This window comes from Pseudomonas sp. BN411 (assembly GCF_029871235.1).
Taxonomy (GTDB): domain Bacteria; phylum Pseudomonadota; class Gammaproteobacteria; order Pseudomonadales; family Pseudomonadaceae; genus Metapseudomonas.
The window spans coordinates 15,485-34,685 of sequence record NZ_SSOM01000064.1; the positions used below are offsets into that span (position 1 = coordinate 15,485).

12 protein-coding genes are annotated in these 19,201 nt (G+C 53.4%); 3 read left to right on the top strand and 9 right to left on the bottom strand.

Going from position 1 to position 19,201, the window contains the following annotated elements; all coding sequences use genetic code 11:
* Window positions 1-10 precede the first annotated feature (10 nt).
* The 3 genes from E8F06_RS10030 to E8F06_RS10040 form a co-directional block, all read right to left on the bottom strand.
* Window positions 11-1,639, bottom strand: coding sequence for a DUF1302 domain-containing protein (locus tag E8F06_RS10030; RefSeq protein WP_280360146.1), 1,629 nt, complete (start codon window positions 1,637-1,639; stop codon window positions 11-13).
* A 176-nt stretch (window positions 1,640-1,815) separates the two neighbouring features.
* Window positions 1,816-4,548 carry a LuxR C-terminal-related transcriptional regulator gene (locus E8F06_RS10035; protein WP_280360145.1) on the bottom strand — a complete coding sequence of 911 codons (2,733 nt, stop codon included), beginning with the start codon at window positions 4,546-4,548 and terminating at the stop codon, window positions 1,816-1,818.
* Window positions 4,549-4,714: 166 nt separating this feature from the next.
* Window positions 4,715-6,076: a DUF1329 domain-containing protein gene (locus E8F06_RS10040; RefSeq protein WP_280360143.1), complete on the bottom strand. Its 1,362-nt coding sequence runs from the start codon at window positions 6,074-6,076 to the stop codon at window positions 4,715-4,717.
* Between the two features lie 1,099 nt (window positions 6,077-7,175).
* Between E8F06_RS10040 and E8F06_RS10045 the strand changes: the two genes are divergently transcribed.
* From E8F06_RS10045 to E8F06_RS10055, 3 genes are all read left to right on the top strand, one after another.
* On the top strand, window positions 7,176-9,128 hold the full coding sequence (locus tag E8F06_RS10045) for a methyl-accepting chemotaxis protein (protein WP_280360141.1): 1,953 nt from the start codon (window positions 7,176-7,178) through the stop codon (window positions 9,126-9,128).
* 240 nt (window positions 9,129-9,368) lie between these two features.
* A complete protein-coding gene (locus E8F06_RS10050; RefSeq protein ID WP_280351895.1) occupies window positions 9,369-9,590 on the top strand; it encodes a hypothetical protein in 222 nt (73 codons plus the stop codon).
* A gap of 242 nt (window positions 9,591-9,832) precedes the next feature.
* Window positions 9,833-12,604: a LuxR C-terminal-related transcriptional regulator gene (locus E8F06_RS10055; RefSeq protein WP_280360140.1), complete on the top strand. Its 2,772-nt coding sequence runs from the start codon at window positions 9,833-9,835 to the stop codon at window positions 12,602-12,604.
* Window positions 12,605-13,076: 472 nt separating this feature from the next.
* Here E8F06_RS10055 and E8F06_RS10060 read toward each other — a convergent pair whose 3' ends face one another.
* From E8F06_RS10060 to E8F06_RS10085, 6 genes are all read right to left on the bottom strand, one after another.
* Window positions 13,077-14,243 carry a serine hydrolase domain-containing protein gene (locus E8F06_RS10060; RefSeq protein ID WP_280360138.1) on the bottom strand — a complete coding sequence of 389 codons (1,167 nt, stop codon included), beginning with the start codon at window positions 14,241-14,243 and terminating at the stop codon, window positions 13,077-13,079.
* 33 nt (window positions 14,244-14,276) lie between these two features.
* Window positions 14,277-15,116: an SDR family NAD(P)-dependent oxidoreductase gene (locus tag E8F06_RS10065; RefSeq protein WP_280360136.1), complete on the bottom strand. Its 840-nt coding sequence runs from the start codon at window positions 15,114-15,116 to the stop codon at window positions 14,277-14,279.
* Between the two features lie 33 nt (window positions 15,117-15,149).
* Window positions 15,150-16,100: an NAD-dependent epimerase/dehydratase family protein gene (locus tag E8F06_RS10070; protein ID WP_280360134.1), complete on the bottom strand. Its 951-nt coding sequence runs from the start codon at window positions 16,098-16,100 to the stop codon at window positions 15,150-15,152.
* Between the two features lie 34 nt (window positions 16,101-16,134).
* Window positions 16,135-16,947 carry a CmcJ/NvfI family oxidoreductase gene (locus E8F06_RS10075; protein ID WP_280360133.1) on the bottom strand — a complete coding sequence of 271 codons (813 nt, stop codon included), beginning with the start codon at window positions 16,945-16,947 and terminating at the stop codon, window positions 16,135-16,137.
* A gap of 18 nt (window positions 16,948-16,965) precedes the next feature.
* Entirely contained in the window at window positions 16,966-18,147 is a 1,182-nt protein-coding gene (locus E8F06_RS10080) for a cytochrome P450 (protein ID WP_280360132.1), read from the bottom strand.
* A 173-nt stretch (window positions 18,148-18,320) separates the two neighbouring features.
* Window positions 18,321-19,157 carry an N-acyl homoserine lactonase family protein gene (locus E8F06_RS10085; RefSeq protein WP_280360130.1) on the bottom strand — a complete coding sequence of 279 codons (837 nt, stop codon included), beginning with the start codon at window positions 19,155-19,157 and terminating at the stop codon, window positions 18,321-18,323.
* Between the last annotated feature and the right edge of the window lie 44 nt (window positions 19,158-19,201).

Here is a 19,201-nt window from a genome sequence, read left to right on the forward strand (position 1 = left end):
AAGCTGTAAACTAGAAGCTTGTGCTTAGCGTAAGCGCTACAAAGTCACGACCGACATAACGGTTATCATCATCATTACCAAAGAATTTGGTGTAGTTAATAGCCGCTTGCCAAGTTTGCTTATAGGTAGTAGCCAGACCGACGGTGACGTCCCCGCCTTGGTTTTCCCCATAGTTGCCGAATGCCCCCGAGGTCGGGGACCTACCTTTGAACACATAACCAATACCGATAGGCACGGACAGATCAAGACTTGGAGCAACTTGGTAGTAATCCAAGGTAACCACACCACGCGCACCATAGGCAAAACTATTCAAAGTGGTATCGCGCTGATCGCCATTCCGAGTAACCTTCGCCAATTTATGACCAGCAATCTCACCAGCAAAAGTTATATTGTCCCAGAGCATGCCTGCATTGCCGACATAAATGGCGGAAACCTGAGCATTCACTGTATCCCCCAAGGAGTCCGGCTGAAGGACACTGGTCGATACGCGCAGCGGGATATTATGGCGGTAACTGAGCTCGGCACCCAAATTGAGATTATCAATACTGGAGTTAACGCTAACTCCATACAGTTCGATATTCTCTTTATACTCCAGATGATAAGTACCAACAGAACCTGTTGCCGGATCAAATCCACCAGACAACTCCGTCATTACACGGGGTTCTTTGTAGTTGTAGCGAATAGCGTATAGCCCTAGGTCAAAATTGTATTGAGCCGGCCGCCAGCGAAGTGATACCCCAAATTGAGGAGCATCCGCTTCATCATCCGAGCCCCGGTAAAGGAACGCACCGGGCCCCACGATGATACGTTCGCCACCTTCGTCCAGGACGTCCGTCGACGCAAAGAACGTACCTACAGGCGGGAGGCGCGACTTTTCCCATTCAAACTGATAGAAGGCCTCCACCGTCCACTCATCGCTCAGCAGCGCACTCGCAGACAACTGGTTTACCGGAAGGAACACTTCCTGAGCCTTGATGTTAGGTACGCTGAGGGCCTTGTAGACATCGACCGGCGCCATAGCGGATGCAATGCCGTTGTCCGTAAAGAACAAGCTTTCGCCCCAGAGCAACGTGTGCCGCCCCAAACGGAAACTCAAAGGCATTCCACCTGGCTCGAATTGCGCGCCGATAAAGGCATTCATCAACTCAAAGCTTTGTCCCGCCCAGCGCTTGGTAGCAGAAGTAAATTGATCATTTTCAACACTGAACGGGTTGAACGTTTCAGGGGAGTCGTTACTGTTGCTGGAATTATAGACATCGTCATACCAGCCAGCGCCGCTCAAGTTGAACGTAAAATTCTGGTATTTCAGGTTGAGCTCTGTGAGCAGATCCACCCGGTTCATCACCAGATCGCCCTCATCAAAATTTCGCTCAATCTCATCAGAGTTCGGATCATTCAGGTTATTAGAGTTTCCACTCCCAGTTCTAACCCCAGCGGTATATTTAACTGTATTTGTCCAGTCTGCCGTAATCTCAGGACCAAGATCGAACGCCATGCCCTGACTTACCGCACTAAACCCGACGCCCGCAACAATTATTGCCCCTCGCGAAGCAGCTTTAATCAGCTTCGCTTCGCTTCCACGAACGGCATTTTCAAGAAAATCAGCGCAGGCACTTTTGCAGACGCGATTTATTATCATTGTTTTGCCTCCACACTCACGCGAGAGAAAAGCAGCACTTGCTTTCCCAATGTATTTAAACGTACCAACTCGAAGGCTGGCAAATTTAAGATAGAGGCATTCCACCAACTAAAAAACCTATCAAAAGATAGTAACCGCCCGATATCCAGTTGATATCCATAAATTTCGGCGTGTACTCAACGCATGAGCCCCAGCTGTCGAGCTCTGCTGGCCGCCTGCGCACGGCGACGCGTTCCAATCTTGTCAAATACCTGTTGCAGGTACCACTTCACACATCCCTCCGTGATACTCAGCTTTCGACCTATTTCTTTGTTTCTGAGGCCTTCATCAACCAGTTGAAGTATCTCGATTTCACGTCCATTCAAAGCTCCCAGGACGTTTTCAACGACTGCTGGCTCTGCCCTCTTTGCAACGGAGTTTTTCGTATCACGGAATGAAATTAGGACTTCCTCAATAAACTCCTCGGCGGACTTTCCTTCTTCTCCACTTGCTGACTCCGCTCCCATTAGCAGACCACTGAGCCAAGCTCCCTCGTCCGAGAAGGTGCGAATGAAACGCCCCCGAGCCGCAAGCTCTAGAGAGCGCTTAAGGTTTCGCTGAGCCCCGCGCTCATCGCCAGTTAGGACTAGCAAATGAGTGTGCACCACATCCCAACGGAGGAAGTTGCGGGTAGCGTCAGCTTTAGCCAAATAACGCTGCCAATGCTTGGCCAGATCCATCGCTTCGTTGAGCCGATTCTGCGCAATGGCCACACGTACGCTACAAAGTGCCTTTACCTCATCCTTGGTGGTCACGCCCAGCGACGGCTTCAAATGACTGAATTGCCCAATCAAGCCATGCTTCCGGCCCTGACGGATCATTTCATTCACTTCCCCCATGCGTAACAGGCAGCGCAGGCGTTCAGCCAGGGCCGAATAATGCAGACGGTCAAAACCATGCTTGGCGGCGGCTACTTCAGCTTTGTCGAGCAAATCGAATGCGGTTTCTGGATCACCATCATTGAACGCGAGACGCGCTGCGGTGAGCCATCCTGCGATCGCTTGATCTACGAAGCCCTCGGCCTCCACGTGCGGCAAGTATATTTCTAGCAGCCGACGCGCCTGATCCAGTTCGTTGCGCTCGTAATGCACTTCCGCCAGCGGCAGAGCAAGGATAGTTGCATAGGGCGACCCTATGCCAGCGATCGACTCCGCTGCAGTGAGCGCTTTAGTGAGTCCAGTGATAACGGCCTCGGTTTGTCCGCCCATAAATCGGGAAGGACCAATTACCGCCTCATGCACAATAATGGAGAGCTTGCTTTCACCCCGACTGAGATATTCACGCGTCAGGTTACTCAACCTTTCAATCTCATCGAGTTTGAAGCGCTCCCTCTGCGCATACAGCAACGCGTTGTAGATGCTACCGCGAATGATGGGATGCGCGTCACTGTACTTCTCAACAAGGCTACGAGCCTGCGTCTCCAACAGTGGCGTATCGTCAATCATCATTGACAACATGGCCTCTCGATGAAGAAGCTCGCTCCGCATTACCTCAATAAATTCCGGCGAGTACTTTGCTATGTATTCCGGATCACCGAGACAACGCCTAGCCTGGGCGAGCAACTCCTTGGCCGTCTCAAACTTCCATAGATGAAGCATGGACCAAGCTTGCGAGATCAGAATCCGGGGGTAACGACTTATTAGTGAGGAAGGAAGCTGCTCAACCATTCGCCAAGCGATGTCATCGCTTCGCTCAAAGAAAGCCACATGGTTATCTTCAATAATGCTCGCGGCCAGCTCTTGGTCTCCGGAGCTCAACGCATGATTGAACGCCTTGAAGAATTCCTCTTTGAGCACGTAGAAGTCGCTTGCCTCCCGGTGCAAATAGCTCAGCTTGGCCCCATCATTTTCCGATAGATACGTGAGCAGGAACTCACGAAACAGGGTATGCAACCGATAAGACTGCGATTTGGGGTGATCAGTAAAAACAAACAGGTCTCTGGACTGGCACTCCTTAAGCAGGCTCAGACCGTCTATTCGCTTGCTGACTATCGCGCAGGCTTCGGGCTCCAAACGCTCCAGAATGGCACAGGACACTAGGAAATCCTGGAGATCAGATTCCAGCGGCTCAAAAACCTCTTCGAAGAAAAACTCCTGAAAGAGCGCTCTTTCCTCAATACTGGTGAGATTGCTGACTTGACCACCGTCCGATCTGATCGCGCGGCTCAAGAGATTCAGACCACCAACCCATCCCTCAATACGCTGAAAAGGAGTTGGTACATCTGAAACCAAGGAGGACTCCAAGCCCTGATTCCCAAAGTGACAGGCGACTTCGTCTTCATCGAAAGCCATATCGTGGACATCCAGGTCCAACAACTCACCTCGCATGCGAAAGCGAGCCAGCCGAAGCGAAGGCTGGCCGCGCCCGGAAAGCAGAAAATGGAGGTTGGCAGGCGCCCGCTCCAACAGCTCGTCAATTGCCTCAAGGGCTGCGCCCTCTACGCACTGCAGATCGTCGATAAAGACAAACAAGGGCGTCCTGATGTCCCTTAGCTGCGTCGCACTACGCAGACAGGAGCCCGGGTCAGCATGCAAAGATGCCAGATCGGCTCGACGACAAAACACATCGCGCAAAGCAATGAGCATCTCCGTGGCGTCAGCATCATTGCGACACCCGACCCAGAAGCATGCAACTCCCGACGCTTGTAGCTCGATGAAATACTGCGACAGTAGTGTGGATCGACCATACCCCGCGGGAGCGCGTAGAGAGATCACTCTCTGGCCCTGAGCAGCTCGGAGCTGTTTCATCAACCGAGGACGTACGATCAATCCCTGGGTATTAAAGGCTGGACTCCTGGTGGCCGACAGCGGCGTGCGACTTTCTGGCTTTATCGCGACGACGGGGGCAACGGCATAGGTGTCACGGTGCATCTCGAACCTCCGTCAGGGCGGTAGGTAGCCTCTTGTAGTGACGCTTCAGCCAGTGAAAGTCTCGCTAGCTAGCTTCTTCTTATCAGGTCAGCGCGGGCGGCGCGGCCCGTATCATTGAATGCGCGAATCGAGGGGGGCACAGGCAGTCTGCCCCCCTTTCTTTTCGTCAGCGCTGCGCGCTCTGCACCAAGGACTCCGCGGAATAGAAGGAGCGTGGTCGAGCCTGTCGTGGGGTGTAATGGTCACTCCACTCACCGACTACATACGCATTCTGCTGGAAGTCGATGTTCTGGAAAGGCAATGCCACGATACCCGGCAGATCACAGGAAATGCTCGAGTACATGATGCCGCCGCGCCAGTGCTTGCCTTGAGTGTCCCACAGGTCACTCAACACGATGTTCCACGTGTCTTCATCCAGGTACAGGGTACGGCTCGCCACGGCGTTCCGCACACCGCTTCGCACTTTGCCTTCTACCTGCCAGACGCGATGCAGCTCCCAACGGACATGGTCAGGGTTGAAGAAGCGCTCGCCAATCGCCGCATCCTGGCCGGCCTTGAGCAGCTTGTTGGTGTTGTAGGGGATGTACATCTCCTTCGACCCAACCAGCTTCCACTCGTACTGCTCTGGCGAACCGAAGAAACCGTAGGCTTCGTCAAAGTTGGCAACGCCAGAGACGAAGAAGTTCGGAGTGTCAAATTGCACGTTCGGCAGCTTGCGTACGCGGCGCTGGCCTGGCATGTACTGCCAGGAGCCGAAGGGCACGTTCTGGTAATCCATCGGCAAGGTCCCGACTGTAGCCTCCCCTACTCGACGTGCGGGAGCCTTAATCTCTGCGCGGGAAAGCTGCCAATGCTTGCCGTCGAACTGCGCCTCGCCATTCTGGACGTAGTACGGGAAGACGCGACTGGCGTCTATCCGAGCGGTCAGAGACTTGGAACCATTGGTGTCAACGACTATGAGGTCCGCGAGGGTGTCCACCGCCTCACCTTTCCACGAAAGGTAGTGGTTCCACAGCGCTTCACCGCCGGTTTTGGCGATCGGGAATGGGACGCCGCCATAGGCACCGTGCACCGCTTTATCGCTATCGCTAATCGTAGCGTTGGTTGCGTTCTTTTTGGTGTCGTCATACACCCACTGCGGCGCAGTCGCGGTCCGGTGAGTCGGGTAAACGTCAATTCGGTAATCAGGATTGTTCTTCAGCAGGGTCTGAACACTGAGAGACAGTCGCCCCTCGTACTCAGCCATGTTCTTCGACGTGATGGTCAGCGTTGGCTTCTCGTCCGCGAAAGGTTCCCATGCCAGACTTCCCTTCGGGAGATTTGCAGGACATTGCGAATTATCCCCGCTCCACGCAGGAATGGTTCCCTCCGCATTGCCCGCTTTGACAGCCCCCATCGGGGTGAGCGTCGTGCCCAGCTGCTGAGCCTCTTGCGAAGAAACGGCGGCAGCGGCCATACCGCAGGAAACCTGAGCAATAGCGAAGACCAACGAGAGCTGCCAACGCTTGTTTGAAAGCAGATTTTGCATGTAATCCTCCGACCTTTCGGTCTTTCTTATTTTCACGCCTTGAGGATGCTTGGTTGGGTGCCTTTCGCCGGCCCCCCAGAAAAGTTGAGCTTTCTGAAGGACCAACCAGCTGGCATCGCTTCACCTATCCCTGCGGCCTCTCCTTCTGAGTGGTTCCGTCGGAGCCGAACCGGTGAGCAATCAAGCACGCGTCTCGACGGTACCCAAGGCACTTCATGCATCCACCTATCGATGGATAGGCCGAGCCACAAGCGGGAAGGCAGCAATCGGGGACTGAAATCGTCGCAGCTACCGCAAAGCGGCGAAGTGTGCAGCGCCGCCGGCCTCGAACAGAGTGAAGCGCCACAGCAGGTCTGCCCCAGGCCTTAAATGGATATTGCGCCACGCAACTCAGCGCCCTCCGAGCACGCAGATCGGGATACCCCCAGGTCATACCCAGCGGCGTTAAAAGCTCCCGATGGGTAATGTCGCGCAGCAGCCACGACCGCTCGCACAGCGATGGTATGGGCCGGCATTGGAGTGAGGCGATTCGACGCCAGAGCGGTCGCCCTGTCGTTAATGGCGAGCTCATTGCTCCATCTGTCCTGCCCGCGATCACCTGACCGAGCGCCTCGCTCGCTCGTATTTCGGTGGTGTAGATCGCCCCATCTATGGAAGTAGGAGCAGCGTCGTACACGGCGCCACCTAACCAAGCAGGTTCACCCCCAGTCACCACAGCCGAAGCCGCCCACAATGAAACTGCCCCCCTCTCCCCTGCCCGGGGCGAAACAGCAGTAGACCCTTCCTGAACCGGCAGGTACGGCGACCTAGCTAAGTGCGAGGCTTTCACGCTGCAAAGATCCTCGATATGCCGGAGAGGAAGGCCAACGCCGGGAAGCACTATCTTTCGGCAGGTGATCCGCCTGTTAGACAAGCAGAACCTGCGCGCACAATAAATTTAGATAAGCCACTGCAGGAGATTAAGCCGAATCATGTATCGCTTAATTCAATAAATATATTGCGATCCACCCACCACAAACCAGTGCCTTTTAACGAGCTTTTGTATTCGACTCCTGGCCCATTAAAAGCTCTCTCTTAAAGCAGCCAGAAGGATAATAAGATGCTGCAACGCACCATATTTTTTCTCGCAGACCTAAACGTTGGCAAAAAAATGATGCTGGCCTTTGGTTTGGTCTCATTGCTGTCCATCGCGGCAATTGCCATGGCCTTAAAGACAGCCGAGCTTCTACTGGATGGCAATAGACAGAGCCAAGCAATCGGTGAACTAAACCTTCTTCTGCAGGAAGCTCGTGGAGCCGAGAAAGACTTCTCTCTGACGGGCAAACAAGAGAACGCTGACCTCCTAGAGCTCAAGCTCTCCAAGCTAGACATTCGAGTCAACGAAATCCTGGAAGATAGAAGTACAGTTAACCATGAGCAATTGAAAAAAATTAGACTCAATGCTCGTGCCTATCGAGAGCAGTTTGACCATTTCCACGCCACTAAGACTCAATCAGACTTAGCGTTAGCCGAAATGCAGAAACAAGCCGACAACGCTCGAATTCAACTTGAGTTCGTAGAGCTAGACATGTTCAGTGCTTTACGGGAATCGGTGAACGGTCAAGGCGAACTAGATCCAAACACCCTAACATTTGCAGAAAACTCCTCGACGCTATTGCGCCTACTCCTGCAAATGCGGGGCTATGAATTTGGATATGTTCAGCGGGACGATAAGCAAGAACTCTCCGCTTGGAAGGAGATAATGAGCGATGCCGAGGCAGATGTGTCGCGGCTTCGGGGTCGGATTGGCGAGGAACACCAGGACATCCTCCAGGCAGCACAAGAAGCCCTTACCAATTACCACTCGGCCTTCAAGCGATACAGTGAAAGCCGCGCAGCCAACCAGCACAGCGCGATGCAAATGCAAGAGCTGGCCGACCGCGTATTGCAGGGTGCCAATGAGGCCTTGAATAGCCATCGAGACTGGTTGGAAAACTATGCTGATACCATTCTGCATCTGCTGGTTGTCAGCGCCGGCGTCATTCTCACGCTTGCACTGCTGGCAGGATGGGGGATCCGCCAATTGATCCTGCCACCACTCCATCAGACGCTGGACCTCGCCAAACGCATAGCCGCTGGAGACCTCAGCCAGAACATCACAACAGCGCGGCGCGACGAACTCGGTCAGCTTTACCGAGCGATGGGAGGCATGACCTCCAACCTGCGCGAGCTCATACGTCGGATCCTGGATGGCGTGGATCAACTGCGTGGTGCAGCGGGTGCGTTACAGGAAGCCAGTCAACAAAGTAGTGGCGGTGCGCTTGACCAGCAACGCCAGACAGCGCTCGCGGCTAACGCCACGCGCCAGATGGCAACCTCTGCCGAGGCGGTCGCCAACTATGCAGAGAATGCTTCCGGAGCAGCCGCAGATGCAAACAAGCACGCCAAAGCTGGCGAGCATGTAGTGCGTAAAAGCGCGGAGCAAATCGGCCGCCTTGCCAACGACGTGAAGTCATCCACTGATGTAATTAGGGACCTTCACCAAAGCAGTGAGCGCATAGGTGGCGTGTTGGACGTCATCAAAATGGTGGCTGAGCAGACCAATCTGTTGGCACTCAATGCGGCGATTGAGGCGGCTCGTGCCGGCGAGCAGGGGCGTGGCTTCGCGGTAGTGGCCGACGAAGTCAGGGCCCTAGCACGGCGAACTCAAGAGTCGACACACGAGATCGAAGCTCTTGTCGCAGAGCTGCAAGGTATTTCCTTGCGTGCTCTACAGCAAATGACCGAGAGCTCCGAGCTAAGCAACCAGGCAGTGGCGTACGGTGAACAGGCACGGCAGTCACTCAACCGAATCACCTCGGCGGTAAGCAGCATCGAGCTACTTAACGGACAGATTGCCGCCGCTGCCGGAGAGCAGAGTACCGTTGCGGTGGAGATAAGCCTGAACGTCGAGAATGTTCGCAGTGTTGCTAACCAAGGCGCCGATGCCACCCAACGTGTCGCGCTAGCCAGCACTGAGCTGACTCGCTTGGGCACGGAGCTCCAACAATTGGTTCAGCAATTTCGGATTTAGCTTTCGCGGTCCGAGACAGGCCAGCAAACCGCCGGGCATCCATCTGCTACGGCCATCCAAAGATAGGATCATTTCGATCCTGAGGCAGCACACCCTTCTGCCATCTTGGACGAACAGGGCTCGCCACCAAGAGATTGGAGAGTTTGATCAACCGCGCCTCTGTAGTCAGGGCAACGACTATTGGTTGGGCGCGCGTCATCACATGGTGCCCGCTCAGCCCCCAAACCAATGGATATTGGAATGATTTTCACCGTCGCAAACATACAAGCAACGTCGGATATTCGGTTCGACGTCAACGAGCGAGAGCTGCAGATCGTCTACACAAATCCACATCCAGGCAATCAGCGGCGCACACTACAGGTTCGCTTTGGCCCTCAAGCCACCAGAGAACTGGTTGAAGCTGTTCGTGCCCTTGACGCACAGCTCGACTCGCCACTGGATAGAGTTCTTTCTTCGGATTAGGTCGCTAAACCCGCGATTGACGACCGCACGAGACACCAGCGCTTGAGCAATTGGGAAGCCTGCTCACGGGGCTTTCGACTCGAAGGCACGATGTTGCCTCAACGTCTGCAACGCGGCCATGGGATGGCTAGCGCGGCAGCAATACGCTAGGGTTGAGCTACCCGCCAGGCCACCTTGCTGCTGCAGAGTTACTTCGGCATATTCCGCTGAGGGTACCAATACCAATAAGAAGAGCTATGGCCATGATTCCTGCCTCTACTAAGGACCAAGGGCCGCACAACCGTGACGCCCTTGAACCGAACCAGATATATCTGATCGCATCCAGACTGCAGCCACCGGTTGACGCTCGCAACCTTGTAGCCCGAGCGAAGCTAAGCAGCTTGGTACTATCGGGTGCGCATAAAACGCTGACGCTTGTGAGTTCGCCGGCAGGCTACGGCAAAACCTGCTTGCTAGCCGAGCTCCAGCAGGAGCTGCAAAAGTCAGGGATGCAGACTGCTTGGCTCTCGATAACCCCACTAGACCAGAGCCTGCCGGTCTTCAGTGCCTATCTCCGAGCAGCCATCGAGCTGGCATCCAATGTGGATCAAATCCATGGCCCGATTAGTCGGGTTGGCTCCAACACACTAAGTGAAGCCTTCAATCGAACCATGGCCCTGATTGAGGCGAGCGAAGAATCCCCGCTGTACCTCTTTCTGGATGATGTTCACCATTTGGCAGGCACCGACTCGGTGCGTCTCCTCTCCATGCTCATCGACCACACTCCGCAAGGAGTACGATTTGTACTCTCCTTTCGTGGCGAGCCATGTCTGTCAGTCGCAAGACACCGAATGCATGGCAAAGTGACTGACTTTACCAGCCAGGACCTACGTTTCGAAGAAAACGAAACGACCGCTTTGCTGGCGGCAGACGCAGTGACAGCAATCACCCCCGAAGACATTCGGTCCTTGGTACAGCGCCTTGAAGGGTGGGCAGGAGGTCTGAAGCTGGCTGCGCTGCTACTTAAGCGCACTCCCGAGCTTATTCAAGACCTAAAGAACTTTAGCGGCGAACGGCGCCAATTTGCCGACTTCTTCCTTCAAGATGTCTTGGCAGATCAACCTAACGACGTTCAAGAGTTCCTTATTTTGACGTCGATACTTTCCACCTTGAATGCTTCCACCTGTAACTTCCTGACAAAACGCACTGACGCCCAGCAAAAACTTCTTCAGTGTCTTTCCCAAGGGCTTTTTCTACTCCCATTGGATGGCGAAAATCGGGACTTCCGACTACATCCATTATTCTCTGAATTCCTCTATCGCACACTACTGGAGCGATATTCAGATCGAGTGTCAGAACTTCACATCAGCGCAAGTCGAGTTCTTGAAAACACCGGCAATTTTAACGAAGCATTTAGTCATGCGATCCAGGCGCAAGATGATCTGCGGGCCGCCGAGATAATGAACTCTCATTTGGAGGAAATTTTTGACGCCAAGGAAGAAGCCTTAGCACTGGTCAAGAAAATCCCTATGGATACTATGATGGAGTATCCAAAGATTGTCATGGCCCATGTATGGAAGCTTCTGACACTTTGGCAGTTCGAGACTTGCAAAAGGCTGCTCTCTACACTCCGACAGCGCTTGGACGAGAAAGAGAGAAAGAATGGTATTAATGAAGAGTCTCGCGAGCTACGCCTCATTTTCCATCATCGCGAAATGATGCTATCACTACTCTCCGACAACCTGGAAAACGTTGAAGAAAGTGCACAGTATTTAATTGATAACTATCATGACGCACACCCTCTTCTTAAAGGCAGCCTTTATAGTTCACTGATGTACGCTCGACGGGAGCGCTTCAAGTTCGATGATATGGAGCGCCTTAACTCTCTCGCCCTCGAGTATTTCAGTAACTTTGAACGCGGGCTTACCGATATATACCACCAAGCGATGATCGGCCCCTCCCGATTCGTAGCGGGTCAGACGCGTCGTGCTATCGATGAATTAAATGTGGCTTTACAACTGGCTGAAAAGATTGACGGGAAAGGCTCACCATTAGCCGCGCTGATTGCCATGCATCTCGCCAAAATCCACTACGAGTTGGACGATCTGGAACAATCACGCGAGCTGCTCTCCCAATACCTACCCTCTGCGAGCCAAAGGGGCTTTGTAGATCAGGCAATCGCTGGTTGGCTAACCGCCGCACGACTGGCGATGATCGATGGAAAGCCCACTAAAGCCTTTAGCCTACTCGATGAAGCTGACGCCTTTGCTGCGAAACACCAGTTTGATCGCTTGAAGTTCTTCAGTCTTGCTGAGCGCTTGAAGCTTCTGTTGCGTCGAGGTGAGATCGATGACGTAATTCGCCTCGGTAAGAAGCATGGCTTGCGCGGAGAGCCAGCCGCAACAGTAGCACCGCACGCAACCTCTAGGAGCCGCGACGAAGCCAGAGCCTTAGCATGGACACGTGTTGCCCAGGCAGAAGATCGAATTCCCGAGGCAATAGGCTTGGCCAAGCAGTGGCACCGCTACCTTAACGGCAGAGATGCCGTGAGGAGCTGCCTCCGTTGGGAGTTGGTGATAGCCCACTTGCTACTCCTCTCCGGAGACAAACGGGCCGCACAGCGCACGCTGAGAGAGGCGTTATCAACAGCTGAACCTGGTGGCTTTATTCGCTTGTTCCTCGATGAAGGTGCCTGGCTCGAAGGCTTGCTTAAAGAACAACTGGAGAGCACTCCTACTAGCGAGAAAACAGGAGACGCATTTGCTCTGACAGTTCTTGAACACATGGGCGGCAGCCCGAGCCAAGCGGCGAAGCTCACGGCCGAGGACGTTCCAGTTATCGGCGCCTTTAATACTAGGGAAATGGAAATCCTGTTAATGGTCTCTGCCGGCATGCTGAACCGCGAGATAGGCAACAGGCTTGGTATGACCGAGGGATCGGTGAAATGGTACCTGCAGCAGATCTATGACAAGCTCGGAATCCGGCGCCGCTCTCAAGCGGTGGAACGCGCCAGGCAGTTGGGGATCATTCAGTAGATCGAAGCTCGACCAAGCGTCCGAACTACGAAGGCGTCAGAACGCACGAAACAGCCACTCTGACGCCGATTAACCTATTTCCACAACCGCGGAACAGGATGCAGGTAACCAGCGTTTTTTGAACGCGGTGCCTGGTCCAACAATCTGCACCTGCAGCTCTGCTTCACAGGCAACACACGGCTTTTTAGAACCGCGAGGGAGAACCCTCGCCCACCTCGAGTGGCAGGTTCCTCCTTTGCCGTCGCGGAACAGATGCGAGCGAAATGTCGGCTTGTCTGCCCCCGCCCAAAAGAGCACAGCGCATGCCCTGCACTGGGAGCGAGCCAGTGCAAGGTCTTTTGTTCGGCGTCAGAATGAGCGTGATGCTCTAGGAATACGAAGATGGTCGCTTTCGCGAAAACTCGGGCGTTCGGAGATAAAAGAAACGCGGAAATCCCCAGCAAGATAACCGCGCAAAGGGTGAACTACTAAGTCAGACCGCAGCGCCAACGATGATGTCGGACATGCGCTGGAATCGCTCGATGTTGACGGCCTGCGGCAGCACGCCCGCAGTTAGGCAAGAGAAGCTGATATCGAGTTGAGGATCAATCCAGAACATCGTCGTGCCAGCCCCATAATTTCCGAAGGTCTCGCGAGACGTGAGCGTGCCAAATTGATGATGCACGAGCTTCTCGCCACGCACGCTGAAGCCTAGCCCGATGTAGGCCGGTGGCGGGTTATCCCAACCAGCGCGAAGGGCCACACCACGGTAAAGCTCGTTGTAGAGATCGCCAGTCCAATTTTGACGAGCGAGCTCTATCATCCGCGGTGAAAGAATACGAGCGCCATCCAACTCGCCGTTCAGCCTTAGCATCTCGGCAAAGCGCCACATATCCGATGCAGTAGAAACTGCACCAACATGGGGGGCTTCGTTCACCTCTTCCTCGAACAAGCTGTACTTCCCGGGCTGGGTACGTCCCAGGACAGCAATCGGAACCACGCCGCGCATGTCCGGGACGACTTTTCGGGCACGGAGATCCGGCCGCACGCCCAGCCATGAATCGACCATGCCCAGCGGTGCAAACAAGTCTTCATGGAGAATGCTGCGGAAATCTCGACCTTTGGGGTCAGTTCGCCTCAGCATCTCGGCTATCAGTATCTGGTTGCATGCGGGGGCGTAGTCGCAGCGCAGACCTGGATCGATAACACCGTGTACGTTCTCACAGACTGCAGCCAGGAGCTCATCGAGGCGGTCCTGATACATATCGGGCTTCGGGGTCCATACCCCTGGCATACCGGTAGTGTGGGTCAGCAGATGGAAAAGTGTGGTCTTATCCCTGGGCGCCCCCATGAACTCGGGAATGATGTCTTTGACCTTAGTGGTCAGGGCAAATTGCCCCAACTCCACAGCTCGCAGAGCAAGCACGTTGGTAAATGCCTTGGTCAGCGAGAAAATGCTGAACACCGAGTTCCTGCTCAGACTTCTGGTGTGATCAGCATCCTCAAAGCCTATGGCCTCATCCAGACCAACTACGCCTGCACGTGATACGCGGATCACGGCACCGTGGTAGAGACCCTTCTCAACATCAGCGCGAATGACCGATCTCACTAGGTCAAGGCGCTCTTCTGACCATTGGCTCTTTGAATTCGAGATGTTCATCAATATCTCCGCAAATTATGCAATGCGTACGATTCAGGCCGGATTCTTCTCTTTCCAATCGAGAGCCTTTTGCACAGCCGCATCGATCAATGCATGGCGATCGGAAATAAAGCCGAATAGTTCAGGGTGCGGGAAGATGAAAAGCTCACCCTCTTTGATCGCATGAACGACCTGCTTACCCGTGTATTCAGGCGTCAGCCATGGAATCTGGACGTTGCCGAAATGCTCAGTTTCCTCAAGCATTACGTCATGGAGCTTGCCGTCATTCAGCTCATTCGGACGATTACGCGAGCTCTTGCCAATATTGGTCCGCACCGGTCCAGGGCAAAGCACACTTACGCCTACATTGGTGCCTTCGAGCTCCTGGCTCAATACCTCAGAAAGGGCATTCACACCAAACTTGGTGACGCAATAGGAACCAAGCTCCGGAGTAGTAGCAAGGCCAGACATCGACGACGTATTCACGATATGGCCGCCGTCGGCATTGCTTTTCAGAATGGGGAGAAACGCTTGGACGCCATGAATGACGCCCCAGAGATTCACATTAATAATCCAGCGCCAATCGGAGATGGACAAATCGGCGATCGCTCCCATGGGCCCGACACCAGCATTATTGCAAACAACATGGACTGTACCGAAGCGTTCGACCGTGGCGCGAGCCAATGCCTCGACGCTTTCGTAATTACTTACATCAGTGCGAATACCTACCGCACCGATTTCCGAGGCAGTGGCTTGAAGTGTTCCCTCTTCGATATCAGCAATGACGACCGTCATTCCCTCAGCTATGAGCTGTTCGGCGATGCCTCTGCCAATACCGGAGGCGCCACCGGTCACGACAGCAACCTTTCCTTTCAAGTTTTCAAGCTTACTCATACATACCTCTTCTTGTAATTTATTCGTCAAGTATCAGCGCTTGGCCAATTGAGGATTAGTCAGAATTACGTTCCGAACAAACTCGTCAACTGAACCATCGCCAACAAATCCCAGTTGAAGTGCACCTGGAGCTTTAAGCGGACACTGCTTAAAAAGCGCCTCAACTTGGGGGACGGACTCACAAGTGACAAGTTCATAAACCTGAGGACCGTAGTAGTCGGCAAGTGCAGATACAAAGTCCTTCATCTGCAGATAAAGCGCAGGCAGAGTCCAGTTTCGTCTAGCGGGTAAATCACCAGCAGCTACTTCCCCAGCATGAAGAAGATTCTCAATGCAGCGTTTCAAGGACATCACCCACGTTCCCGATTCCAGCTCCATCGGAAGGGTGAATGGGCGGCCTGCAGCCACCGAAAAGAACACGTCGCTCAAAAAGGCGGAGAGCATGGTCATGGAGCCTGCAGGGCGCGCAACAATCCCCGACAGTCGCAATGCCACACCATCAATAAAGCACGCCCTCGTATAGTCATTGATGAGAAGCTCACCGATTAGCTTATGAGTGGCATAACTAATCCCTGGATTTGGAAGCGTCTCATCATCGACATGTGAACCCCACGGCGGAGAAAACACCGCAACAGAGCTCGCATAAACGACCCGCGGGCAGTTCCCTTGAAGGCGTAACCGTTCAAGAAGCTCTATCGTAGCGTCAAGATTGGTTGACTTTCCGATCTCGAAGTTCTCGACAGATTGTCGGCCCGCAACAGTCGCAAGGTGAAAGATGCGGTCCGGCTTTCCGTCCAAGATACGACTCAGAGTAACGCCATCGTCCAATCGACCTTCAATTTGATTGACACGCGCGTCAGATATAGCGTGATCAAAAGCAATATCTGTCAGTACGAACGTATCATCAGGGGCCGCTCGACTTAACAGCTCCCAAGCAAGGGCGCTGCCCACAAATCCAGCCGCCCCGGTAATTAGCGTATGCACCGCCACCTCCAGACTTCAGATTACAATCCAGGCGCTACGGGATGTAGGCAATAGTACGAACTTCAATACTCTCTCGTGCAGGAGCATCGGGGCTGGTGTGCGGATCGTTGAATGAACTATGGGCGGCCCACTGCACGGCTTCAGCATCAGAGTCGACCATCTTGAACATCAACACTTCTTCTGGGGTCATGGCTGGATAGAAATACCAGCGTTGCTCATCGCTGTAGGAGATGTTGAATCCGAACGCAGGACTAACACCCGATCGAGTTGCTAGCAGTTTGCAAAGGTGCTGATCCTCTCGAGAAATGGTAGAACCGTCCACTACCGCCAGCGGGTTACGGTCAATAGTCTTGAGAGGCCGCCAAACGTTGATGATCATCCACCGACCGGAGAGATAACGAGCCTTGTGCTCCTCGGGTGCATAGAGTTGAGCAATTGCGTGCGCGGTAGGTATGTCATAGTCGACATGGGTGTTCATGGCCGGGGTACGGGCATTCGTCTGACCACCCTCCGTAGCACCACGGACTTGCTCACCAAAAACCTTCACATATTCAGCACCGGTTTTTTCTTTAATGAGCTCAGCAACCTCGGCAAAATACACCGAGCGGACCTGATCCACATCGAAGAAATTGGTTACCGAACTATCAATTCGCCCGAGGGTAAACGCATTCGCCTCAAGGGACGCGTTGATGTTTCTCGCGTTGTGGATCCTGACATCATGGGGAATCAACCTGATACTTGCGTTTGCCTTTACGGCATCATCCATCACAGAAAGTTTTTGTGTAGGGTCACCAAAATTCATGACCACATCAACATGATCAATATTAACACCAGCATTATTAGCCATTTTCAATGCCCTCCAAGTTTAAACAGCGTGGAGCTTGAGCGGGACATTGACCCAGCCCTGAATATTGTTATTGATCAAGCGAACAGGATTACCTGCCAACTCAATTCGCTTTACTTTCTGCAGAAGAACTCTGAAGAGGCATTCAAATTCGACGCGGGCGAGTAGCTGGCCGGCGCAGCTGTGCACACCGACACCGAATCCGAGGTGGGGTCCCCGGCGCCGCACATCAAACTTTCCTGGTTGATCCCAACGGCTTTCATCCCGTCCGGCTGCTTTGAGGAAAACGCCGACCACATCGCCTTGCTTCAGCGGCATTCCTTCAAGTTCGGTATCGGACATGACCAATCGCCCCAGCATCCTAGGTGGCGGGTCGAATCGCAGCGACTCTTCGAAGGCCGCCTTCACAAGACTGGGATCCTCGCGCAGGGCATCCCATTGCTCCGGATCCTGGCTTAGGGCGTGAAGGGTGTTACCGATACCAGTCATCGTGGTGTCGAATCCTGCCCCCAGCAGGGTGAGGACAAGCAAATCGGCCTCTTCCTTGTTGATGACACCATCTTTCTCAAGCTGGTAGATCTTGCTAGCCATCCCCCCCGAAGACACAGTTTCACGAGTTGCATTCTTGTCCATCCAGGCGAACGCGTCTTCGGCCTCGACGATGGATTTAGTAAGAATCTCGTTGCGGGGGCCAGCACCATTGAACGCAGCAAGACCAAACTTAAGAATCTTTTCTCGCCCTTCGGATGGCAGGCCAATAATGTCCGGGAAAATCTTAAGAATATAATTAGCTGCGAGTTCCTGAACGCCGTCCACGACTTGCCGTCGCAACATTTCATCGACTATTACTTCCGCTTGGCGAGTAAACTCCGATTCCAGTCCCTTGATTCCTTCAGGCCCGAGGATTTTCATAATTGCGTCACGTGCGCGCTTATGCTCCGGCGGATCCTCAGTAACCAAGATCCGTGGGACCAGCGATTGATCATCGACACCAAAGGGACGGCCGGTCGAAGAGAAGATCTTCCAGTTACTCAGGACTGCCTGGGCGGCCTTGTGGCTACCGACGAAGAAGCAGTCATGTTTATTAAGCCGAACAACAGGACCAATCTTACTGACATTAATCTCTTCAGAGTTACGAATCGACTCCTCAGTCCAGAGATCAATATCAGTAGACGGGATGGAATCCCTAAACAGGCCAGCCATAATTATCTCCTCTTATTTTTTTTGCAGCTCCAGCAACTGGACTGCCTACTCAAACCCGCGACTTAGCACTACATAGATTCCGAAACTATCAACACCTAGAAGGACGAGCACCTATCTAAGGATAGAGACAACCAAACCTAGAAACTAATGCCTGGATAAACTCGACATAACAGCTAGGCGATTCCATTTTCGAGATCCTCGTTATCCTGATTGGTCGTGGGCGGCACATGTAGGCAGACAATATCCGCGGACTCACACTCAAAAGCCGGAAAGCGGCGCCGGACCAAAGGGTCATGACCGGGTATCAAATGATCTGGAGAGTCCGCCAGCCGAGAAATAAGCCTATAACCATCCAGCATGTCACCCACGTTAAATACGATGGGGAACGGAGAGTCTTCGAGAATATTTGAATAAAAATGACTAGCATCCGAAGCCAGCACCACCCATCCGCGCGAGGTATGAACACGCACTACCTGCAGGCCAGCGGTATGTCCACCAACCTTGTATACCTCGACCCCAGGAACCAACTCATAATCGCCATCATGGAACACGACCCTATTTTGGTAGACACCCCGAATAAGGTTGACCACATCTTCAACGTTGTATGAATGACGTAGTGGTCGATGCAGCATGTAACGCCCAGTTGCGAAGCTCACTTCATCATCTTGAATATGAAATCTTGCCTTGGGCAGTAGATCAATATTCCCAGCATGGTCGTAGTGGAGATGCGTGATGATTACGTCGTGGAGCTCATCAGGATTAACTCCAAGATTTCTCAAGGAGTCGATAGGGCAACGCAACAACGCACGACCGCGTTTATCTGCCGCCTGCTGATTGAAGCCAGTATCGACCAGAATTGAATCTACCTCCCCCTTGATTAACCAAACGAAGTAGTCCATTGGCATTGCATGATCGTGGCTGTGATGGCAGTCAATAAAATTCTCGTGACGACTGCGGTCCACGCGTGCGTAACGCACCGCAAAGACTTCATAAGTTGGAAGTAAACTCAATTCCGGCCTCCCGCTTTTCTATACCAACTCCAGTAAAAGAGCTC

Bases quoted from the DNA above. Each gene is read 5' to 3' on its own strand.
- E8F06_RS10055 (WP_280360140.1), top strand. From the start codon at position 9,833: ATGATTCCTGCCTCTACTAAGGACCAAGGGCCGCACAACCGTGACGCC.
- E8F06_RS10050 (WP_280351895.1), top strand. From the start codon at position 9,369: ATGATTTTCACCGTCGCAAACATACAAGCAACGTCGGATATTCGGTTC.
- E8F06_RS10040 (WP_280360143.1), bottom strand. From the start codon at position 6,076: ATGCAAAATCTGCTTTCAAACAAGCGTTGGCAGCTCTCGTTGGTCTTC.
- E8F06_RS10065 (WP_280360136.1), bottom strand. From the start codon at position 15,116: ATGAGTAAGCTTGAAAACTTGAAAGGAAAGGTTGCTGTCGTGACCGGT.
- E8F06_RS10080 (WP_280360132.1), bottom strand. From the start codon at position 18,147: ATGGCTGGCCTGTTTAGGGATTCCATCCCGTCTACTGATATTGATCTC.
- E8F06_RS10075 (WP_280360133.1), bottom strand. From the start codon at position 16,947: ATGGCTAATAATGCTGGTGTTAATATTGATCATGTTGATGTGGTCATG.
- E8F06_RS10035 (WP_280360145.1), bottom strand. From the start codon at position 4,548: ATGCACCGTGACACCTATGCCGTTGCCCCCGTCGTCGCGATAAAGCCA.
- E8F06_RS10045 (WP_280360141.1), top strand. From the start codon at position 7,176: ATGCTGCAACGCACCATATTTTTTCTCGCAGACCTAAACGTTGGCAAA.
- E8F06_RS10060 (WP_280360138.1), bottom strand. From the start codon at position 14,243: ATGAACATCTCGAATTCAAAGAGCCAATGGTCAGAAGAGCGCCTTGAC.
- E8F06_RS10030 (WP_280360146.1), bottom strand. From the start codon at position 1,639: ATGATAATAAATCGCGTCTGCAAAAGTGCCTGCGCTGATTTTCTTGAA.